The sequence below is a fragment of the Pseudorhizobium flavum genome, from assembly GCF_044142885.1.
Classification (GTDB): Bacteria; Pseudomonadota; Alphaproteobacteria; order Rhizobiales; family Rhizobiaceae; genus Neorhizobium; species Neorhizobium flavum.
This window is the reverse complement of sequence record NZ_JBIOKZ010000001.1, coordinates 352,189-366,930: the sequence shown is the minus strand read 5'-3', so window position 1 is coordinate 366,930 and position 14,742 is coordinate 352,189. Positions and strand designations below refer to the sequence as shown.

At 62.5% G+C, this 14,742-nt stretch carries 13 protein-coding genes; 6 read left to right on the top strand and 7 right to left on the bottom strand.

Annotated elements, in window-relative coordinates; translation table 11 throughout:
• Positions 1 to 9: 9 nt before the first annotated feature.
• The gene (locus ACEPP2_RS01655; RefSeq protein ID WP_281978670.1) at positions 10 to 1,098 is read left to right on the top strand and encodes an ABC transporter ATP-binding protein; all 1,089 of its coding nucleotides are present in this window, start codon (positions 10 to 12) and stop codon (positions 1,096 to 1,098) included.
• A gap of 177 nt (positions 1,099 to 1,275) precedes the next feature.
• Positions 1,276 to 1,632, top strand: a complete 357-nt coding sequence (locus ACEPP2_RS01650; protein ID WP_077549188.1) for a hypothetical protein — start codon at positions 1,276 to 1,278, stop codon at positions 1,630 to 1,632.
• Between the two features lie 25 nt (positions 1,633 to 1,657).
• On the opposite strand, the gene edd is transcribed toward ACEPP2_RS01650, so the two are convergent.
• The 5 genes from edd to ACEPP2_RS01625 all read right to left on the bottom strand — a co-directional run bounded on the left by edd (position 1,658) and on the right by ACEPP2_RS01625 (position 8,574).
• Positions 1,658 to 3,475, bottom strand: a complete 1,818-nt coding sequence (gene edd, locus ACEPP2_RS01645; protein WP_077549189.1) for a phosphogluconate dehydratase — start codon at positions 3,473 to 3,475, stop codon at positions 1,658 to 1,660.
• An 84-nt stretch (positions 3,476 to 3,559) separates the two neighbouring features.
• Positions 3,560 to 4,258: a 6-phosphogluconolactonase gene (gene pgl / locus ACEPP2_RS01640; protein WP_077549099.1), complete on the bottom strand. Its 699-nt coding sequence runs from the start codon at positions 4,256 to 4,258 to the stop codon at positions 3,560 to 3,562.
• A gap of 3 nt (positions 4,259 to 4,261) precedes the next feature.
• On the bottom strand, positions 4,262 to 5,734 hold the full coding sequence (gene zwf / locus ACEPP2_RS01635) for a glucose-6-phosphate dehydrogenase (protein WP_052637000.1): 1,473 nt from the start codon (positions 5,732 to 5,734) through the stop codon (positions 4,262 to 4,264).
• A gap of 90 nt (positions 5,735 to 5,824) precedes the next feature.
• On the bottom strand, positions 5,825 to 7,114 hold the full coding sequence (locus tag ACEPP2_RS01630) for an NAD(P)/FAD-dependent oxidoreductase (protein WP_077549101.1): 1,290 nt from the start codon (positions 7,112 to 7,114) through the stop codon (positions 5,825 to 5,827).
• An 8-nt stretch (positions 7,115 to 7,122) separates the two neighbouring features.
• Positions 7,123 to 8,574, bottom strand: a complete 1,452-nt coding sequence (locus ACEPP2_RS01625; protein ID WP_281978667.1) for a glutamine synthetase family protein — start codon at positions 8,572 to 8,574, stop codon at positions 7,123 to 7,125.
• A gap of 121 nt (positions 8,575 to 8,695) precedes the next feature.
• Between ACEPP2_RS01625 and ACEPP2_RS01620 the strand changes: the two genes are divergently transcribed.
• The 3 genes from ACEPP2_RS01620 (at position 8,696) to ACEPP2_RS01610 (ending at position 11,305) form a co-directional block, all read left to right on the top strand.
• Complete coding sequence (locus ACEPP2_RS01620; protein ID WP_395515598.1) at positions 8,696 to 9,883, top strand: BaiN/RdsA family NAD(P)/FAD-dependent oxidoreductase; 1,188 nt, start codon at positions 8,696 to 8,698, stop codon at positions 9,881 to 9,883.
• A 132-nt stretch (positions 9,884 to 10,015) separates the two neighbouring features.
• Complete coding sequence (locus ACEPP2_RS01615; RefSeq protein WP_395515597.1) at positions 10,016 to 10,150, top strand: hypothetical protein; 135 nt, start codon at positions 10,016 to 10,018, stop codon at positions 10,148 to 10,150.
• 282 nt (positions 10,151 to 10,432) lie between these two features.
• The gene (locus ACEPP2_RS01610; RefSeq protein ID WP_395515596.1) at positions 10,433 to 11,305 is read left to right on the top strand and encodes a LysR family transcriptional regulator; all 873 of its coding nucleotides are present in this window, start codon (positions 10,433 to 10,435) and stop codon (positions 11,303 to 11,305) included.
• A gap of 53 nt (positions 11,306 to 11,358) precedes the next feature.
• On the opposite strand, the gene ACEPP2_RS01605 is transcribed toward ACEPP2_RS01610, so the two are convergent.
• Entirely contained in the window at positions 11,359 to 11,595 is a 237-nt protein-coding gene (locus tag ACEPP2_RS01605; RefSeq protein WP_052637005.1) for an SMc00767 family acetate metabolism repressor, read from the bottom strand.
• A gap of 110 nt (positions 11,596 to 11,705) precedes the next feature.
• On the bottom strand, positions 11,706 to 12,995 hold the full coding sequence (gene aceA / locus ACEPP2_RS01600) for an isocitrate lyase (RefSeq protein WP_395515595.1): 1,290 nt from the start codon (positions 12,993 to 12,995) through the stop codon (positions 11,706 to 11,708).
• A gap of 218 nt (positions 12,996 to 13,213) precedes the next feature.
• Between aceA and ACEPP2_RS01595 the strand changes: the two genes are divergently transcribed.
• Positions 13,214 to 14,632, top strand: a complete 1,419-nt coding sequence (locus ACEPP2_RS01595; RefSeq protein WP_395515594.1) for a helix-turn-helix domain-containing protein — start codon at positions 13,214 to 13,216, stop codon at positions 14,630 to 14,632.
• Positions 14,633 to 14,742: the final 110 nt, after the last annotated feature.

Genomic DNA, 14,742 nt, shown 5'->3' with positions numbered 1-14,742 from the left:
GAGGGGAAAATGGCTGGCGTCGTTCTGAAGGACATCCGCAAGGCCTACGGCCAGGTCAAGGTGATCCACGGCATCGATCTGGAGATCAGGCAGGGGGAGTTCGTCGTTTTCGTCGGGCCCTCGGGGTGCGGCAAGTCTACGCTGCTCAGGATGATCGCGGGCCTCGAGACCATTACCGGCGGCGAGATGTACATTGACGGCCAACTGGTCAATGAGGTGCCGCCTTCCAAGCGCGGCATCGCAATGGTCTTCCAGTCCTACGCGCTCTACCCGCACATGACCGTCTACGACAACATGGCCTTCGGCATGCGCATCGCCAAGGAGAACAAGGCGGAGATCGACCGGCGGGTTCGATCGGCAGCCGACATCCTCCAGTTGACCCCCTACCTGGATCGTCTGCCCAAGGCACTCTCGGGAGGGCAGCGGCAACGCGTCGCTATCGGCCGGGCGATCTGCCGGGACCCCAAGGTATTCCTGTTCGATGAACCCCTTTCGAACCTGGACGCGGCCCTTCGTGTCGCGACGCGCATCGAGATTGCCAAGCTCAATGAGTCCATGCCGGACACCACGATGATCTACGTCACCCACGACCAGGTCGAGGCGATGACGCTGGCCGACCGCATCGTCGTCCTCTCAGCCGGCCGGATCGAGCAGGTCGGGGCGCCGCTCGATCTTTATGAACGGCCGCACAACCTCTTCGTCGCACGCTTCATCGGCTCGCCGGCGATGAACATCCTGCCGGTCACCATCACCGAAACGGGCGAGACCACGACCGTCAGCTTCGGCGGCGGGAAGGCTGTTCGGGTTCCCATTCGGACGGATGCCTCCGAACGAGGCAAGTCCGCAAGCTTCGGTGTACGGCCGGAGGACCTTTCCGTTGCCGAGGATGGAGACTTCCTCTTCGAGGGGCGAATTTCGCTGGTCGAAGCCCTGGGGGAGGTGACGCTTCTTTATATCGAAGGTCTTTCGGACCACGAGCCGCTTATCGCCAAGTTTCCGGGCATCTGGAGCGGCAGGAAGGGCGACACCGTGCGCCTGACGGCTTCGCCCGACAAGCTTCATCTCTTCGATGCCGAGGGGCACACCTATCGCACCTGAGCCATCATTTAGGCGCTCCCCCGAAACGTGAGCATCTCACAGTTTTTCGCCCATGGGCGCCCAAGACATACCCTCTGTTAAGCTTCGACCTGTAAGCTTGTCGGGCAGAGTAGGAGACTGGCCGTGGGTGCATTCAGCGGTGGAAAAAATCACTTCCTGAACAAGGAAGAGTCCTTCATGTACGACCGCGAGACGCGGTTCCGCATGGAGGACACCATGAACGCGGCGCGGATCGAGTATACCGAGAATGGCGTTCTGAACATGGCCGCCCGCCGCTGCGATATCCTGCGCATCTCCCTGAGCGGAGCCATCATTGGCATCCTGACCCAGTACAAGCTGCCCCAGCAGTTCTACCTGGATATTCCGGACGCCCGGATATCCAAGATCGGTTGCCTGCTGATGAAGACCTTTGCCAACAACACGATCGAAGTCCGCTTCCTCCGGTTGTTGAGCCAGAAGGAACTTGATCGGATCTTCGTCTTCAGCACGCATCCCGCTCATCGCGACAAGGTGCTGGACATCCGCTCCTGGTAAGTATCTCGCGGCACAAGCCGAACGGTCAGGCGAAGACGCTCGCGCCGTTGTCTGCCGTTCCGGCATTCTGCCGGAAGATTGCAAAGAGCTCGCGGCCCATGCCGAATTCGTTCTGCTCCAGATTGGCGCTCGCAGGAGCCCGCGCGGAGAACTCAGCTGCGTCGACGAGCACTTCCAAGGTTCCCCTGCTTGCGTCGAGGCGGATCAAGTCGCCGTCCTTGATCCGTGCGATCGGGCCAGCGTCGGAGGCTTCAGGCGTCACGTGGATCGCGGCAGGAACCTTGCCGGAGGCACCTGACATGCGCCCGTCGGTCACCAGCGCAACCTTATAGCCCCTGTCCTGGAGAACCCCAAGCGGCGGTGTCAGGCGGTGCAGTTCCGGCATGCCGTTCGATTTCGGCCCTTGGAAGCGCATGACCGCGATGAAGTCGCGGTTGAGGTCGCCTCGCTTGAAGGCATCCTGCAGTTCCTGCTGGTCATGGAAGACGATCGCCGGCGCCTCGATCACATGCCGCTCCGGCTTGACGGCGGAGATCTTGATGACGGCCTTGCCGAGATTGCCTGTCAGCATCTTGAGCCCGCCGTTCGGTTGGAACGGCGCCTCCGCTTTCGCAAGAACCTTGGCGTCCCCGCTTTCCTCCGGCGCCGGCTGCCGGACGATGCTGCCTGCCGCGTCGAGCTTCGCCTCGATCGTATAGGCCTCAAGCCCGTGACCGAAGACGGTGCGGACATCGTCGTGGACAAGCCCCGCCTTCAGCAACTGCTTGATCAGGAACCCCATGCCGCCGGCGGCGTGGAAATGGTTCACGTCGGCAAGTCCGTTCGGGTAGACGCGGGCCAGCAGCGGCACGATGTCGGACAGCTCGGAGATGTCCTGCCATGTCAGGTGGATACCGGCAGCGCGCGCCATGGCAACGAGATGAAGCGTGTGGTTGGTGGAGCCGCCGGTCGCGTGCAGGCCGACCACGCCGTTGACGATGGAGCGCTCGTCGATCATCTCGCCAGCCGGTGTGAACTCGTTGCCGATCGCCGTGATCGCGAGCGCACGCTTGGCGGCTTCCTTGGTCAGGGCGTCCCGCAACGGCGTGCCCGGATTGATGAAGGAGGCGCCTGGCATGTGGAAGCCCATGATCTCCATCAGCATCTGGTTCGAATTGGCAGTGCCGTAGAAGGTGCAGGTGCCGGGGCCGTGATAGGATTTGGACTCTGCGTCCAACAGTTCTGCCCGCCCGACCTTTCCTTCCGCGTAGAGCTGGCGGATCCTAGACTTCTCGTCATTGGGCAGCCCCGACGTCATGGGACCTGCTGGGATGAACACGGCCGGCAGGTGACCAAAGGTCAGCGCAGCGATTACCAGGCCGGGGACGATCTTGTCACAGATGCCGAGGAAGACGGCCGCGTCGAACATGTTGTGGGAGAGGCCGATGCCTGCAGCCATGGCGATCGCATCGCGCGAGAAAAGCGAAAGCTCCATTCCTGGCTGGCCCTGGGTGACACCGTCGCACATCGCCGGCACCCCGCCAGCGACCTGTGCCACGCCACCGACCTCGCGGGCCGCTTCGCGGATGATGGCCGGGAAGGTCTCGTAAGGCTGATGCGCCGACAGCATGTCGTTATAGGCGGTGATGATGCCGAGGTTGGGGACCACGTCTGCCGCAAGGTCCGCCTTGTCGGCGGGGGAACAGGCGGCAAAGCCGTGGGCGAGGTTGCCGCAGGAAAGGACTGCCCGATGGGGACCCCGCGAAACAGCTGAGTTAACCTGGTTGAGATAGCGTTCGCGGCGGGGCTTTGAACGTTCGACGATGCGGGCTGTAATTGCTTCGATCTGCGAGTGAGCAGCCATGGCCATGTCCTTTGGTTCGGGAGCAAGCCGGCTGGGAGCGGCAGATGCCGCCGGATTGCTCCGGGTGATGCTTCGGGCCGGGCGTCAGGGCGCCCAGTAGATGTCCACCGGCGACGAGGCTCGATGAAGAACCGCGCGGATCGGCATCTCCGTCTCGTTGGTACCTTCCTGCGCTTTGGCCAGCACGTCCTTCTTCGACTGCCCCTCGATATGGAGCACAAGCATTCCGGCATCCGTGAGGCTGGAAAAGGAGAAGGTCAGGCGAGGCTCCTCGGCGCCGTCGGCCTCCATGGGCAGGACAGAGCGAGGCCCGGCCGCGTCGAGCGCCTCGTTCAAGGTGCTGCCGTGCGGGAAGAAGGAGGCAGTATGGCCATCTCCACCCATGCCGAGGATGACGACATCGAAAGGTGGGCTGATTGCCTTTGCCGCCGCTGTTGCCGCCTGGGCAGCCTCCTCGACGCTCGGGCGATCATGGTAGAGTGGGATGAAGTGTGCCGCTGCCGCCTTGCCCTGCAAGAGGTTCTCCCGCACCAGCAGGTGGTTGGACCGCGGATGATCGGCAGGAACGAAACGTTCGTCGACCAGCGTGACCGTGACCTTCGCCCAGTCGATGTCCCTGTTGGCGAGTGCCTGGAAGAACCTCTTCGGCGTGGAGCCACCCGACACGGCGAGACTTGCTTCGCCACGCGCTTCCACCGCCGCGGCGAGGCGATGGGCGACCTGATCGGCAAGCTTTTCCGCCAGAACCGTACCGTCTGAGAATTCGTGCAGGTTTGGTTCCATCACTCAACCCTCGTGCCATGTGCGGCCGTCGCGCTCGATCAGCGCGATTGCCTGGCTTGGACCCCAGGTTCCTGCGGTGTAGCCCTGGACTGCCTGGCCGGTGGATTCCCAGCCCTTCAGGATCGGATCTACCCACTGCCAGGCCGCCTCGACCTCGTCGCGACGCATGAACAGCGTCTGGTTCGAGCGGATCGTATCCATCAGCAGGCGTTCGTAGGCATCCGGATTGCGGACGGCGAAGGCTTCGGCAAAGCTCATGTCGAGCGAGACGCCGCGAAGGCGCATGCCGCCGGGACCAGGGTCCTTGATCATCAGCGACTGCTTGACGCCCTCGTCTGGCTGCAGGCGAATGATTAGCTGGTTGGCGGAGATGCGCCCCGCTGCCTGGTCGAAGATGTTGTGGGGGATCGGCTTGAAGGTGATGACGATCTCCGACACCCGTGTCGCCAGCCGCTTCCCCGTGCGGATGTAGAAGGGCACTCCGGCCCACCGCCAATTGCCGATCTCGGCCTTGATTGCAACGAAGGTCTCGGTGTTGGAGACGCCGCCTTCCAGCTCGTCCAGGTAACCTTTTACCGGCCCTCCAGCAGATGCTCCGGCTCTGTACTGGCCCCGCACAGTCATGTGCTCGACATTGCCCTCGGTGATGGGCTTAAGTGCCCGCAAGACCTTGAGCTTCTCGTCGCGGACGGCTTCGGCGCTCAGCGAAGAGGGCACTTCCATGGCAACAAGGCAGAGCAGTTGCAGGATGTGATTCTGCACCATGTCGCGCAGTGCGCCAGCCGTGTCGTAATAGCCGGCGCGGCCTTCCAGTCCGACGGCCTCGGCAACCGTGATTTGCACGTGGTCGATGTGCTGCGCGTTCCAGAGCGGCTCGTAGAGGGCATTGGCGAAGCGCAGCGCCATCAGGTTCTGCACCGTCTCCTTGCCGAGGTAGTGATCGATGCGGAAGATCTGCTCTTCCTGGAATACCCGGCCGATGGTGTCATTGAGCTCCAGTGCCGACGCGAGGTCGCGGCCGATCGGCTTCTCCACGACGATCCTTGTTTGCTTGGTGATCAGCTTGTGGTCGCGGATCTTTTCCGAGATCGCGCCGAAGATCGACGGAGCAACGGCAAGATAGAAGACGCGGACGCAATCCTTGCCGCCGTCCAGAAGCTTCTTGAGCTTGTCCCAGCCCTGATCCGATTTCGCGTCAACAGGGATGTAGAACAGCCGCTTGCAGAAGCGCTCGACCTCGGCGTCGTTGTATTCTCCCGGTTTGAGATGCTCGCGGAGCGCGTCACGCGCAAAGGTCCGATACTCTTCGTCGGACAGCGGGCTGCGGGACGCACCGATAATGCGGGTCGGCTCTAGGAACTGTCCTTCGACCTGTCGATGATAGAGCGCCGGCAACAGCTTTCGTTCCGCAAGGTCGCCCGATCCGCCAAACACGACGCAGTCAAAGGGATCGACCGGGATGATCTGGCTGCTCATAAGGCTCGTCTCTCGTCTTTTCGAACTTGGACGTTCCTAATCTAATCGATTTAAAAATTCCAGTCCCCAGGCGCATTTTTTGAGGCGCTGCTACACCCGGTCGCGCAGCGCATACCAAGTAAGGGCGAGGAACAGCAGCGGCTTGCGCAGATGGGCACCGCCCGGGAAACTCGGCACATCGAGCGCCTCTAAATCACCCAGCGCATTCGCCGTACCGGTCAGGCGGTCGGCATAGAGCTTGCCGCAAAAATTCGACAACATGACGCCATGGCCGGAATAGCCGCCGATCGAGGTGACCCCCGGCATGACTTCGCGGACAAACGGCTGCCGCGGCATGGTGATCCCCACATAGCCGCCCCAGGCATGGGTGATGCGGATATCTTTCAAGGACGGATAGGTCTCGATGATCTGCCGGCGGATGAAGTTTGCGGTGTCTTCCGGGCTGCTGGAAGAGTAGACTTCGCGGCCGCCGAACAGCAGACGATTGTCACGCGATTTGCGGAAATAGCGGACGACGAAGCGGGAGTCCGCTACGGCCTCTCCGCCCGGCAGCACGCTCGGGTAATCGTCCAGCGGCTCCGTTGCCGCAATGAAGGATCCGATCGGCATGATGTGACCGGCCGTGACCGGCTCAAGCTTGTCGATATAGCCGTTGGTGGCGATTAGGACCCGGTCTGCCGAGACCGTACCCCGCGCCGTATCGAGCAGCGTCTTTCCATCTCCCCGCCGGATCGCGGTGACCCTCGTCATCTCGTGGATCTGGGCACCGGCGCTCTGAGCGGCGCGCGCCAGGCCGACCAGCAGCTTGAGCGGGTGGATGTGCCCGGTGCCGGTGTCGCGGACGCCGCAGTAATAGTGTCGCGAGCCTGTCCGCTCTGCCGTTTCTTCCCGGTCCATGAAGCTGAGATGCGGATAGCCATAGCGCTCTGCCGCGATCTCGGCATTGGCGCGGTAGTCCCTCTCGTAGCCCGGCTTGTGCGCCACATTCATCTGGCCGGGCGTGTAGTCCATGTCGATCTGGTGCTCGGACGCAAAGTCCAGCAGGTAGCGCTTCGCCTGCTCCGCCATGTCAAACAGCGCTTTCGAGCGCTCGAAACCTATCTTCTGCTCCAGTTCCTCCGGCCAGGCGCGCTGCCCGGTTCCCATCTGGCCGCCATTGCGACCCGATGCGCCGTCACCCAGGCGGGCGCCTTCCAAGAGGACAACCGACAGGCCTCGCTGGGCAAGATTGAAAGCGGCCTGCAGCCCGGTGAAGCCGCCGCCGACGATCGCCACGTCGGCCGTCGTGGAGCCATCCAGGGCGGGATAAGTCAGTCGCTCACCGACCGTGGCCTGATACCATGAGATGCCGGGCGCGATCGGGCTTTGCCATTCGCTCATGAGGCCACTCAGACGTTGAGGAGCAGGAACTCCCGCTCCCACGGGCTGATGACCTGCATGAAGGTCTCGAACTCGCCGCGCTTGACACCGGCATAGAGGCCGATGAACTCCGGGCCGAGCACCTCCGCAAGTGCCGGCTCCGCCTCAAGCGCCGAGACGGCCTCCAGGAGGCCCCGCGGCAATTCAATCGAACCTTCATTGGCACTGTGCTCCGTCGGGGGCCCCGGCTCGACCTTGTTCATAATACCGAGCAGCCCGCAGGCGAGGGAGGCTGCCAGCGCCAGGTAAGGGTTGGCGTCGGAGCTCGGCAGGCGGTTCTCCACGCGCCGCGCGCCCGCATCGGAGACCGGTACGCGGAAGGCCGTGGTGCGATTGTCATATCCCCAGGCATTGTTCACCGGCGCTGCCATGTCCGGCGTCAGGCGGCGGTAGGAGTTGACATAGGGCGCCATCATCACGAGCGCCTTGGGGACATAGGTCTGCATGCCGCCGATGAAGTGGAAGAACTCGCTAGAGGGCGAGCCGTCCTCGTTGGAAAAGACGTTCCGTCCCGTTTCGATGTCGACCACCGACTGGTGGATGTGCATCGCGGATCCCGCCTGACCCTGCATCGGCTTCGCCATGAACGTCGCGTAGATGCCGTGCTTCAGCGCCGCTTCGCGGATCGTGCGCTTGAAGAGGAAGACCTGGTCGGCCAATTCTATCGGGTCGCCGTGCCGCAGATTGATCTCGAGCTGGGCAGGCCCTTCCTCGTGAATGAGCGTGTCGATCTCCAGGCCCTGCTTTTCGGAAAAATGATAGATGTCGTCGATCAGTTCATCGAACTCGTTGATGCCGGCGATCGAATACCCCTGGCCGCCGAGAATGGCGCGGCCCGAGCGTCCCTTCGGCGGATGCAGGGGATAGTCCGGGTCATCGTTCTTGGCGACGAGGTAGAACTCGATTTCCGGCGCGACCACCGGCTTCCACCCGCGCTCATGATAAAGGTCGACGATGTTCTTCAAGACGGCGCGGGGCGTGTAGGGGACGTTGTCGCCGCCGATGCCGACCACATCGCAGATGACCTGGGCCGTCGGATCCGTTTCCCAGGGCACGACGGAGAGAGTCGAAAGGTCCGGAACCAGCTTCAGGTCGCTGTCGCGTGGCTCATAGCGAAAGCTGGCCGTCTCGTCCGGATATTCGCCGGAGATCGTGTGTCGGTAGAGAGCGGAAGGCAAGGCCAGCGACGTGTTGGAGGTAAACTTCGACGACGGCATCATCTTGCCGCGCGGGACGCCTGCAAGGTCCGGTGTGATGCACTCGACATCCTCGATACCGCGCGCCCTCAGCCAGGCGATGGCTTCCTTCCAGTCGTGTACGCCGCGCAGAGAGGTCAGGGCTGGTGGCGCAGGCTGTCCGCCGGTTGATTTCAGCACAGGCCCTGCGGATGGGGAGGCAGGCGACGGTTTCTTGCGCGTCATGAAGCACCGGTTTGCGTTGATCGGAGCGCCATCATAACCAGAGATTGGCAATTGGCGAGGGGGCGGCATTGACTTTGCCTGACTGATCGCAAACAGGGAAACCTGCTGAAGGGAGCCGCACTTGGTCCGCAAATTCGATGCCGTCATTCTTGGAGCCGGAGCCGCGGGGATGATGTGCGCCATTCGTGCCGGGCGGCGCGGCAGGAGGGTCCTGCTCGTCGATCATGCGAAGGCGCCGGGGGAAAAGATCCGCATTTCCGGCGGCGGAAGATGCAACTTCACCAACACGGGGACTTCGCCGGCAAACTACATCTCCGCCAACGCCCACTTCGCCAAGTCCGCCCTTGCGCGCTACACGCCGCGTGACTTCATTGCTCTTGTGGACAAGCATGGCATAGCCTGGCACGAGAAGACGCTCGGGCAGTTGTTCTGTAACGGCAGCGCCAAAGAGATCATCGGAATGCTGACGGCAGAGATGCGCGCCGCGGATGTCGAGATGGAGCTCCGGCAGGAGATTTCGTCGGTCGAGCACACCGGTGCCGGATTTCGCATCGGAACGTCGACCGGACCAGTCGAGTCCCTAGCCTTGGTGGTCGCCACGGGTGGCAAGTCGATCCCGAAGATGGGAGCCACCGGCCTTGCCTATCGGATCGCCGAGCAGTTCGGGCTGAACCTGATCGAGACCCGACCGGGGCTGGTGCCGTTGACGCTCGATCCGCCATTGCTCGAGCGTCTGGCGCCGCTGTCGGGAATTTCCGTCGCCGCGGAGGTGCGTCACGGAAAGACGGCCTTTCGCGAAGCACTCCTCTTTACCCACAGGGGTATGAGCGGGCCTGCTATCCTGCAGATATCGTCCTACTGGCGCGAAGGCGACGATATCCTGCTGAAGATCGAGCCGGGGCATGACCTCTTCCAGATGCTGAGGTTGGCGCGGAGGGAGAATGGCCGCCAGGCGCCTCTGACCGTGCTGTCCGAGCTTCTGCCCAGGCGCCTCGCGCAGTACCTCCTGGAAAGGTCGGGCGTCGCGGCCCATGTCCAGCTGGCCGATTGCCCGGACAGGGTGCTGCAGGCGGTCGCTGCCTCCGCCCAGGAATGGCGTGTTCGGCCGGCGGGATCCGAAGGCTATCGCACGGCGGAGGTAACCCTTGGCGGTGTCGATACAAAGGAACTAGAGTCGCGCACGCTTGCCGCCAGGAAGGTTCCCGGCCTCCACTTCATCGGCGAGTGCGTCGATGTGACGGGCTGGCTTGGGGGGTATAATTTCCAGTGGGCCTGGGCCTCGGGCCATGTTTGTGGGGACGCATTGTAGGCATCGCTGATTCAAGCCTTGTTAAGGTGCTTTGATCATCCTGCCTTGATGCCGGCAAATTCCTGCTGTCAGGATGTGGCATCCGGCCTGTCGCGGCAGACCGCGACCGACAACGCTCTTGGGGTTCAGATCATGCAGAAAGTTCGCCGTGCCCGTGCTGTCGCCATTGCCAAGGCTGAGGATGCCGACCGGCTCTTTCGTCTGCGCCTCCTGTTGCTGTGCGCTGGCGCGACCGCTGCCTTCCTGGCGCTGCCGGCAATTTTCTGATCGTCGCGAGTCGTCCTTGGCCGACGGCCTGAGGCTCAAGAGCCTGCCCGCAATCCGGCAGACGGCTGCAGGAGCACGCAGTATCGGCGTGGCGAACCGCTGATAATATCGATCTTCCATTTCCCGTTCGGTCCTTCCCCTGTTCTCCCATGCTCGGGATGATGCCACGATCGCAGCGACGACTTCGTACATTGTCTACCTCCGAAGATGAAAAGCCGTCGCCTGGAATAGACCGGTCCGCCGCCTTCTGAAACAGCCGGAAACGCGCTATGTTTTTCACAGATGAAAAACATTGGTTGGGACACATACGAACTTTTCCTCAAGGTCGCCCGCCATGGCGGCCTGTCTGGCGCCGCCGGTGTCACCGGCTTGAGCCCTGCTACCATCGGACGTCGCATGCTCGAGCTGGAAGGCGGCGTGGGGCGCCCGCTCTTTCTCCGCAGCCGGACCGGCTATCAGCTGACGCCTGAGGGCGCGGTGCTTTTCGAGCAGGTGCAGGAGATGGAAGGTGCGGCACGACGGATAGATGCGTGGCAACAGGAAAGCGCTTCGCCGCTGGTGAGGATCGCCTGCGGCACCTGGCTTGCCTGGTGGTTGGCAAGGCATCACACACGCCTTCAGACGGCCGAAGAGAACCTCCGCATCGACATGTTCATCGCGGAGCGAAGGGCGAGCCTCGCGCACCGCGAGAGCGATATCGGCATCCGGGCGTTTGAGCCGGAGGAGGGGAATCTTGCCGCGCGCCGTTTGGGCGAGGTGGCTTACGCCGCTTACCGCTCCCGCGAGGCTGATACCTCACGTCGGGGGCGCTGGCTTGCCGTTTCGGAGGAAGAGGCGATTTCCGCTTATCTCCGTTATCCGCACGAGCATCAGGCGGGCGCGATTACAGTGACGGTAAATCGGCCGAGGTCGCTCCGTGACCTGGTGATCGCAGGCGCGGGTATTGCCGTGCTGCCATGCTTCGTGGGGGACTATGACCTTCGGCTGGAACGGGTAGGGGAGGAGATAACCGCCCTGCGTCACACCCAGTGGATCGTGATGAACAATGACGACCGTCACAGACGGGAGATCCGGACGGTCGTGGATCGGATCACGGAGCTTGTTCGCAGCTATGCCGACCTCTTTGCCGGCCGTCGCCCCGCCTCGACGCGCTGAATGCGCAGAGGGCGCCGCGGCATGCGTGACGCCCTCTGCCTATCATGGCCTGCTCAGTGAGCCTGGGTGACAACAACCGGAATGAGGAGATCGCCCCAGTTTCCGTCGCCGCCATGATGGCGGGCGGAGCGGACGAGTTCGACCGATACACCAGCGTCGACGGCTTTCATGACCGACTGGTTGAGACGGTGCAGGTCGTTGGCGACCATGCGGATCATGGCCTGCTGATCGGTTGTCATGGCGGATGCCTGTTCTTCGGCACGTTCCTTGACGCGGGTCTGTGGGGTCATTGCATTTCTCCTCTTATACGGGGGTTCTTGAAGTTGCTGATCCGGGTGCTGGTCGGTCTCCTCTTCCCGCGGACGGGAAGAGGTATGGCGAACGGTTGTAGTCCGGGATATTATTCAGCGGCCGGCCTGAACTGCTCGGTCTCGGTCGATTCCTTCATGGCTGTGGTCGAGGACTTGCCACCGGTGATCGCCATGGAGACAGCGTCGAAGTAGCCGGTGCCGACTTCACGCTGGTGCTTGGTCGCCGTGTAGCCGTTGGCCTCGGCGGCGAATTCCGCCTCCTGCAGCTCCGAATAGGCGGCCATCTGGCGATCCTTGTAGCCGCGGGCCAGTTCGAACATGCCGAAGTTCAGCTGGTGGAAGCCCGCAAGCGTGATGAACTGGAACTTGTAGCCCATCGCACCCAGCTCCTTCTGGAACTTGGCGATCGTCGCGTCGTCCAGGTTCTTCTTCCAGTTGAACGACGGCGAGCAGTTATAGGCGAGCTTCTTGCCCGGGTGTGCCTTGTGGACGGCTTCCGCGAACTTGCGGGCCTGTTCCAGGTCCGGCTTGCCGGTTTCCATCCAGATCATGTCGCAGTGCGGAGCATAGGCGATCGCACGGGCGATGCAGGGCTCGATGCCATTCTTGACCTGGTAGAAGCCTTCGGCCGTGCGGCCGGCGTCGTAGTCGACGAAAGGCTGGTCGCGCTCGTCGATGTCCGACGTCAGGAGCTTGGCGGCCTCGGCATCGGTACGGGCGACGATCAGCGTCGGGACGCCCATGACGTCCGCGGCGAGGCGGGCGGCGTTCAGGTTGCGGATATGGGCCGCCGTCGGGATCAGAACCTTGCCGCCGAGATGGCCGCACTTCTTCTCAGAGGCGAGCTGGTCCTCGAAGTGAACGCCTGCGGCGCCGGCTTCAATGAAGGCCTTCATGATCTCGAAGGCATTCAGCGGTCCGCCGAAGCCGGCTTCCGCGTCGGCGACGATCGGCGCGAACCAGGTCTCGACGGAAAGCCCCTTGCCTTCGGCCGTCTCGATCTGGTCGGCGCGCTGAAGTGTGCGGTTGATCCGCTTTGCGAGCTCCGGAGCTGCATTGGCCGGATAGAGCGACTGGTCGGGATACATGGCGGACGCGGTGTTGGCGTCGGCAGCGACCTGCCAGCCGGAGAGGTAGATGGCCTTCAGGCCGGCGCGGACCATCTGCATGGCCTGGTTGCCGGAGAGCGCGCCGAGAGCGTTGATGAAGGGCTCTTCGTTGATCAGCTTCCACAGGCGATTGGCGCCCATCTCCGCCAGCGTGTACCTGATTTCGACTGAGCCGCGCAGACGCTTGACGTCCTCCGCCGTGTAGGGGCGCTCGATGCCGTCATAACGGTCTTTCGGGGCGTTCGGAATGAGGTTGTAAAAGTCGGTCATCTGCAAGGCTCCATCTTCATTCGTGGCTTCCGCATCAGCAACCGAAGCTGCCTGCGTCTGTGACGGGATTTACAGATGCAAACGTTGAACTGCCAGAAAATATGCAAAAACAGAGACATCAAAAGGGTTATGATGTCGCTTGTTTGACAAGTGCAGTTGTGAAGATGTAAAAATAGTCAAAGAAGCTGTCTGGTTCGGGCGTGTAAAAAAGGTGACAAATGGCTGAACGCAAGATTTTCGCCGGGCCTCGCGTACGACGTGTTCGTCTCGGGCTCGGCCTGACGCAGACGGCAATGGCGGAGGCGCTTGGGATATCGCCGTCCTATCTGAACCTGATCGAGCGGAACCAGCGCCCGCTCACGGTACAACTGCTCATCAAGCTGGCCTCGGTCTACAAGGTCGATCTCGACCTGCTGCAGGGAGAGGGTAACGGCGCCGCAACCCAGCTGCGCGAAGTCTTTGCCGATCCTCTCTTGTCGGGCGAAATTCCGGGTGATCAGGAAATCCTCGAAGTCGCGGAGGCTGCTCCCAATGCCGCGCTTGGAATGGTGAAGCTTTACCGGGCATATCGGGAACAGGCGGCCCGCCTGACGGATCTCACCGACATTCTGGCGAAAGAGGGGCATGAGACTTCGGTTTCTGCAACCCATCTGCCAATCGACGAAGTCCGGGACAGACTGGAGCGGCGCCCGAACTTCTTCGGCCGGATCGAGGATGCAGCCGAAGACTTCGTGCAACGCCTGGGTCCAGGGGAGGACCTGCCGGGAGCCTTGAGGGCCTGGCTGAAGGCCGAGCATGGTATTGCCGCGCGCACCCTGCCCATACACGCAATGCCAAATCTGCGCCGCCGATACGATCGCCACTCGATGCGGCTCTTTTTGTCCGAGAGGCTGTCTCCCTTCGATAGGACGCGAGAACTGGCCGCCGAGGCGGCGCAACTGGCGCTGTCCTCTGAGATCCTGGCGGAACTGGAAGACCTCTCCTTCACCAGCAGCGAGGCACGCCGCATCGGAAGGTTCGAATTGGCGCGCTATGCCGCCCATGCGCTGATGATGCCATACGGCGCCTTCCTGTCGGCTGCGCAGAAGGCCCGCTATGACATCGACCTTCTAAGGTCCCGCTTCGATGTCTCGTTCGAGCAGGCGGCCAATCGGATCACCACGCTTTCCAGACCCGGGGCGGCGGGGCTGCCGTTCTTCCTGCTCGAACTGGATCATGCGGGCAATGTCATCCGGCGTGCGGGAGCCCAAGGCTATCCAAGGGCGGCGTTCGGCGGGCTCTGTCCGAAGCTCGGCATCCACTCAGCCTTCGCCCAGCCTGGCCAGATATTGGCCGAAGCGGCTGAAATGCCCGATGGTGCCGCCTACCTGACGGTTTCCCGTACCATCGACGGACCTCAGGCGGCTTTCGGAGAACGGATAAGGCGGACTGCCTTGCTCATCGGATGCGAACTGGCGCTCGCCGACGAGACTGTCTATGGCCCTGCCGTTGAAAGCGCAGCCGCGCGGGTGCTCGCCGGCACGGCCTGTCGCCTCTGCGAACGACGGGGCTGCTTGGCCCGCGCGGAACCCCCGTTGACGCGCCCGCTGGGGCTTGACGAGATGGTGACGGGATTAAGCGCCTTCGATTTCCAGTAAGCCGATCCTGCAGTGCACATTTTCCTTGTGGCGGCAAAATTTCCTTCTTACTCTCGCCTCGAAATGGGGAACGGCTGCATCGATGGCCGACAAGTCGAACTGGAGAGATT